The organism is Longimicrobium sp. (genome assembly GCA_036389795.1).
Lineage (GTDB): Bacteria > Gemmatimonadota > Gemmatimonadetes > Longimicrobiales > Longimicrobiaceae > Longimicrobium.
This window is the reverse complement of the sequence record DASVWD010000042.1, coordinates 1-5396: the sequence shown is the minus strand read 5'-3', so window position 1 is coordinate 5396 and position 5396 is coordinate 1. Positions and strand designations below refer to the sequence as shown.

Here is a 5396-nt window from a genome sequence, read left to right as displayed (position 1 = left end):
GAGACGCCGAGCCTCCTCCCGGTCACCCGTGGGGAAAGGGGCGTCGTGCTCCTGAGACACACCTCTCGCCCGACGGCCCTCTCCGACAGCGACCGCAAAGCCGCACGGCGAATGTCCCGAGCTTCGTGAATAACCGAGGGTGATACCGGATCGGGCAGCAGGTCGCCCGTCTTCATTCCCCTTGACATTCTAGGGGATAAAAATTTAGCTTGCCTAGAGATTCTAGGGGAAAGGAGAACGGAGCATGGCGGCCGACCTGCTGCAGGGCACGCTGGACGTGCTGATCCTGAAGACGCTGAGCTGGGGCCCGATGCACGGCTACGCGGTGGCGCAGTGGATCCAGGACGCCACCGACGACGAGCTGCGCGTGGAGGAGGGCTCGCTCTACCCGGCGCTGCACCGGATGGAGCGGCGCGGGTGGATCGAGGCGGAGTGGGGCGTCTCCGACAACGGGCGGCGGGCGAAGTACTACCGCCTCACGCCGGCCGGGCGCGCGCAGCTCGCCGAGCGCACCGCGTCGTGGGACGCCTTCGCCGCGGCGGTGGCCAAGGTGCTCCGGGCCGAGCCGCGGAGCGCCTGAGATGCCCGCCGACCGCCCGTACCGCGCGGGGCGCAGGCACCTGCTCGTCACCGGGCGCGACGTGGACGCCGAGGTGGACGAGGAGCTGCGCTTCCACCTGGAGATGCGCGCGGCGGAGTACGCGGCCGCCGGCGCCCCCCCGGAGCAGGCGCGCGGCCGGGCGCTGTCCCGCTTCGGCGACCTGGAGCGGGTGCGCCGGGCGTGCCTGGCCATCGGCCGCCGGGTGGAGAAGCTCGAGCGGCGGCGGCGGTGGCTGGACGACCTGGCGCAGGACCTCCGCTACGCGGCGCGGCAGTTCCTCCGCTCGCCGGCGTTCACGGCCACGGCGGTGCTGAGCCTGGCGGCGGGGATCGGGGCGAACGCGGCGGTCTTCGGCGTGGTGCACGCGGTGGTGCTGCGGCCGCCGCCGTACCCCGCGCCGGAGCGGCTGGTGCGGGTGCACGAAACCTGGCGGGGGAGCGACGGCAAGGTGGCGCCGGGGCTCTTCGCCGACCTCCGGCGCGGGACGCGCTCCTTCGCGGCGCTGGCGGCGTACGACGGCGCCGGCTTCAACCTGGCCGGGGGCGCCGGGGCCGAGCGGGTGCCCGGGGCGCGCGTCTCGGCGGAGTACTTCCGCGTGCCGGGGCTGCCCCCGCTCGCCGGCCGCTACTTCCTCCCCGACGAGGAGCGGCCCGGCCGGGGGCGCGTCGCCGTCCTGGGCGAGGCGCTCTGGCGGCGCCGCTTCGGCGGCGACCCGCGCGTGGTGGGCTCGGCCGTGCGGCTGAACGGCGAGCCGCACACGGTGGTGGGGGTGGCTCCCGCGGAGGCGTCGCTCGGCCCGGCCACGCCCGCGCAGCTGTGGGTGCCGCTCACGGTGGACGCCGCGTTCCTGGGGGAGTACGACGGGCACTCGCTCACCGTGGTCGGGCGCCTGCGCGAGGGGGCGAGCCCGGAGTGGGCGCGCGCCGAACTGGCGGCCGTCGCGCGCGCGGCCGCCGCCCGGCACCCGGCGGACCTGGCGGAGCGCGGGGTGCGCGCCGGGGCGCTGGGCGAGGAGCTGGTGCGCGACGTCCGCCCGAAGCTGCTGGTGCTGTGGGGCGCGGCGGCGGCCGTGCTGCTGCTGGTGTGCGCCAACGTGGCCGGGCTGCTGCTGGCGCGCTCGGCGGCGCGCCGGCACGAGATCGCCGTCCGCGCGGCGCTGGGAGCCGGGACAGGGCGGATGGTGCGCCAGCTCCTGGCCGAGGGGATGCTGCTGGCCGCGGCGGGGGGCGCCGCCGCGCTCGCGGTGGCGTGGGCCGGGGTGCGGCTGCTGGTGCGGCTGGCTCCGGACGGCCTCCCCTTCCTGGAGCGGGCGGGGCTGGACGCGCGGGTGCTGGCGTACGCGGCCGGGCTGACGCTGGCAGCGGGCGCGCTCTGCGGGCTGATCCCCGCCGCGGCCGCGGCGCGGCTCGACGTGGAGGGCGCGCTCCGCTCCGCCGGCTCGGGCCGCGGGCGGCGGACGGCGGCGGGGACGGGCCGGGCGCTCGCGGCGGCGCAGGTGGCGGCCGCGCTCGTCCTCCTGGCGGCCACCGGGCTGCTGGCGCGCAGCGGGATCGCCCTGGCGCGGGTGGAGCCGGGGTTCGAGCCGCGCGGCGTGCTGGCCATGAGCCTCACCCTGCCGCGCGACGCCCGCCGCGCGCCGGAGCGGGCGGCGGCCACCTTCTCGGCGGCGGTGGAGCGGGTGCGCGCCCTTCCCGGCGTGGAGGCGGCGGGCGCGGTGAGCGACCTCCCCCTGGGCGGCGCCAGCACGGACGTGGGGCTGCGGGTGGAGGGCCGCCCCATGCCCGCGGGGACGCCGCCGTCCGCGCACCTGCGGCTGGTGACCCCCGGCTACTTCACGGCCATGCGCATCCCCCTGCTGCGGGGCCGCGCGCCGGCCGCGGGGGACGGACCGGGCTCGCCGCCGGTCGTCTTGGTAAACCGCGCGCTGGCGAAGAAGCTCTGGCCGGGCGAGGACCCGCTGGGGAAGCGCGTCTCCTGCTGCGCGAAGCCGGACCGCCCGGCCTGGCGCGAGGTGGTGGGCGTGGTGGGCGACGTGCGCCACTTCGGCCTGGCGGCGGAGCCCGCGCCGGAGCTGTACGTCCCGCACGCCCAGGCCCCGGCCGGGGCGTGGGTGTGGCTCGACGCCACCATGACGCTGGTCGCCCGCTCGCCCTCCGCTCCGGGCGCGCTGGCGGACGAGGCGCGCGCGGCGGTCGGCGGGCTGGGTCCCGACCTCCCGCTCTTCCAGGTGCGGACGATGGAGGAGGTGGTGGCCGCCTCCACCGCCGCGGTCCGCTTCACCACCCTGCTCTTCGCCGCCTTCGCCGCGCTGGGCGTGGCGCTGGCCGCGTTCGGCGTCTACGGCGTGCTGGCCCTCTCCGTCGCCCAGCGCACGCACGAGTTCGGGGTGCGGCTGGCGCTCGGGGCCCATCCCGCGCGGGTGCGCGCGCTGGTGGTGCGCCAGGGCGCGGCGCTGGCGCTCGTGGGGATCGGCGCCGGGGGGCTGGCGGCGCCCGCGCTCACCGGCCCGCTGCGCCCGCTCCTCTACCACGTGGCGCCGGTCGACGCGCCGACCTACGCCGCCGTCGCCGCGCTCCTGCTGGGCGTGGCCGTGCTGGCCAGCTACCTCCCCGCGCGCCGGGCCACCCGCGTGGACCCCGCCGTCACCCTGCGCTCCGACTGACCTGCCGGGCTCGTCCGCTGCCCGCGGGCGAGCCGCTTCCTTTCCACAGCGGAGGTGTCCGTGACCGTCTTCGACTTCCTCCCGACCCCGGCCCCGGCGTCCCGGACGCCGCGCGCGTGCCTCCGGGCCGCCCGCCTCCTGGTGCTGGCCCTGGCCGCCGCGTGCGCGGGCCCGGACGGGTCCGCGGCGCAGACTTCCGCCGGGACGCGGGTTTCCACCGCGGCGGCGGACCCGATGGCGGCGTGGCGCGAGGCCCAGGCGCACACGAACGCGGGGGAGTGGCCGCGGGCCGCCGCCGCCTGGGCGCGGGTGGCCGAGGCCAACCCGCACGCGGGCGGCGCCTGGTACGAACTGGGCCGGGCGCACTTCAACGCGGGCGACCTGCGCGCGTCGATCGCGCCCTTCGAGCGCGCGGTGGCGCTGGGGGCGATCCGACCCCAGAACGCGGCGCTCAACCTGGCGCGCGCCCACGCGGCGCAGGGCGACCGGGACGCGGCGCTCGGCTGGCTGGAGCGCGCGCTCGCCCTGGGCTGGCGCAGCCGCGAGCAGCTCTGGCGCGACACGCTGCTGGCCCCCCTGCGCGGCGACGCGCGCTTCCGGCGGCTGACCCGCTACGCGGACGTCCCCACCGACCGCGCGCAGGGGTGGGCGCACGACCTGGACCTGCTGGCCGAAGAGGTGGAGCGCATGAACCCCGATCCCTGGCGGAAGACGCCGCGCGAGGCGTTCCTGCGCGAGGTGGCGCGGCTGAAGGCCGACGTCCCCCGGCTCACGGACGCGCAAATGTACGCGCGGGTGATGGCGCTGCTGGGCCTGATCGGCGACGGGCACACGGGGATCCCCCCGCAGGCCGTGCCGGGATGGGGGAACCGCTCGCTGCCGCTGATCTTCCGCATCTTCCCCGACGGTCTCTACGTGGTCGCCACCGCTCCGGCGCACGCGGCGCTGGCGGGGGCGCGGGTGACGGAGGTCGCCGGGCGGCCGGCGGCGGCGGTGCTGGACTCGCTGCGCGCCTTTGGGGGGGAGGACAACGAGCGGGGATGGCTGCGCAAGGTTCCCTGGCTGCTGCGCTACCCGCAGCTCCTGCACGCGGTGGGGCTCGCGCCCGATGCGGAGCGCGTGCGGCTCACGCTGCGCACTCCCGGCGGGGAGGTGAGGACGGTGGAGCTCGCGGTCGAGCCGGTGGATCTGTCGCCGTCGGAGCGGACGATGGGGAGGCCGGGATGGGCGCAGGCGTTCGACCGCGCGCCGGGGCCCGTGCCGCTCTACTTCAAGGACCGGTGGCGCGCCTACTGGTTCGAGCACCTCCCCGCCGAGCGCACGGTCTACTTCCAGTTCAACCTGGTGCGCGACGACTCCGCCGAGACGATCGCCGCCTTCGCCACCCGGCTGGGCCGCTTCCTGAACGAGAACGCGGTGGAGCGGCTGGTGGTGGACCTGCGCTGGAACAATGGGGGAAACACGCTGCTCGTCACGCCGCTGCTGGCGGCGATCATGGGCGCGCCGCGGGTGAACCGGCTCGGCGGCGTGGTGGTGCTGGCGGACCGCTACACCTACTCGGCGGCAATGAACTTCGCCACCTACCTGGAGCGCTTCACCCCGGCGGTGTTCGTCGGCGAGCCCACCTCGTCGGACCCCAACTTCATCGGGGAGGACAACTTCATCTGGCTGCCGTACAGCCGGCTCCCGGTCGGGATCTCCGACCTCTTCTGGCAGAGCTCGTGGCCGACGGACCGCCGGACGTGGATCGCGCCGCAGGTGTACGTCGAGCCCTCGTTCGCCGACTTCGCCGCCAAGCGCGACCCGGTGCTGGAGGCGGCGCTCAGCCTGCCGATCGGCTGAGGTTGCGAAGGCGGCTGATGCCGCCGGAAGGGCCCCTCACCCGGCCGCCTCAGGGCGTCCACCCTCTCCCAACTTCGGGCCCCAACTTCGGGAGAGGGTACTTTACGGAGGTCCGGCGCGGCGTGCTGTTCCCTGTCCTCCTGGCCGTTCGCGTGAGGGATGCGCGCCCGACAGGGCCGGGACGCCGCCGCCACAGGGGTTTCGTGGCGGCGGTGGCCCGGCGCCGTTGGCCTGCGTTGTTTGCAGGCCTACGGCGCGCGCAGCCCGGCCCGGAGCGCAGCGGAGGGACAC

General features: G+C 76.9%; 3 protein-coding genes. All 3 read left to right on the top strand.

Features of this window, described 5'->3' with window-relative positions:
• Window positions 1–244: 244 nt before the first annotated feature.
• Genes VF746_05025 through VF746_05015 form a run of 3 tightly spaced genes read left to right on the top strand, consistent with a single transcriptional unit; the run spans window position 245 to window position 5105 of the window.
• The gene (locus VF746_05025) at window positions 245–580 is read left to right on the top strand and encodes a PadR family transcriptional regulator (GenBank protein ID HEX8691761.1); all 336 of its coding nucleotides are present in this window, start codon (window positions 245–247) and stop codon (window positions 578–580) included.
• Window position 581: 1 nt separating this feature from the next.
• Window positions 582–3263: an ABC transporter permease gene (locus tag VF746_05020; protein HEX8691760.1), complete on the top strand. Its 2682-nt coding sequence runs from the start codon at window positions 582–584 to the stop codon at window positions 3261–3263.
• Window positions 3264–3323: 60 nt separating this feature from the next.
• Entirely contained in the window at window positions 3324–5105 is a 1782-nt protein-coding gene (locus VF746_05015; protein HEX8691759.1) for a hypothetical protein, read from the top strand.
• Window positions 5106–5396: the final 291 nt, after the last annotated feature.

What these genes read in the sequence shown, in the direction of transcription:
- VF746_05025 (HEX8691761.1), top strand. Translation starts at nt 245, where the DNA reads ATGGCGGCCGACCTGCTGCAGGGCACGCTGGACGTGCTGATCCTGAAG.
- VF746_05020 (HEX8691760.1), top strand. Translation starts at nt 582, where the DNA reads ATGCCCGCCGACCGCCCGTACCGCGCGGGGCGCAGGCACCTGCTCGTC.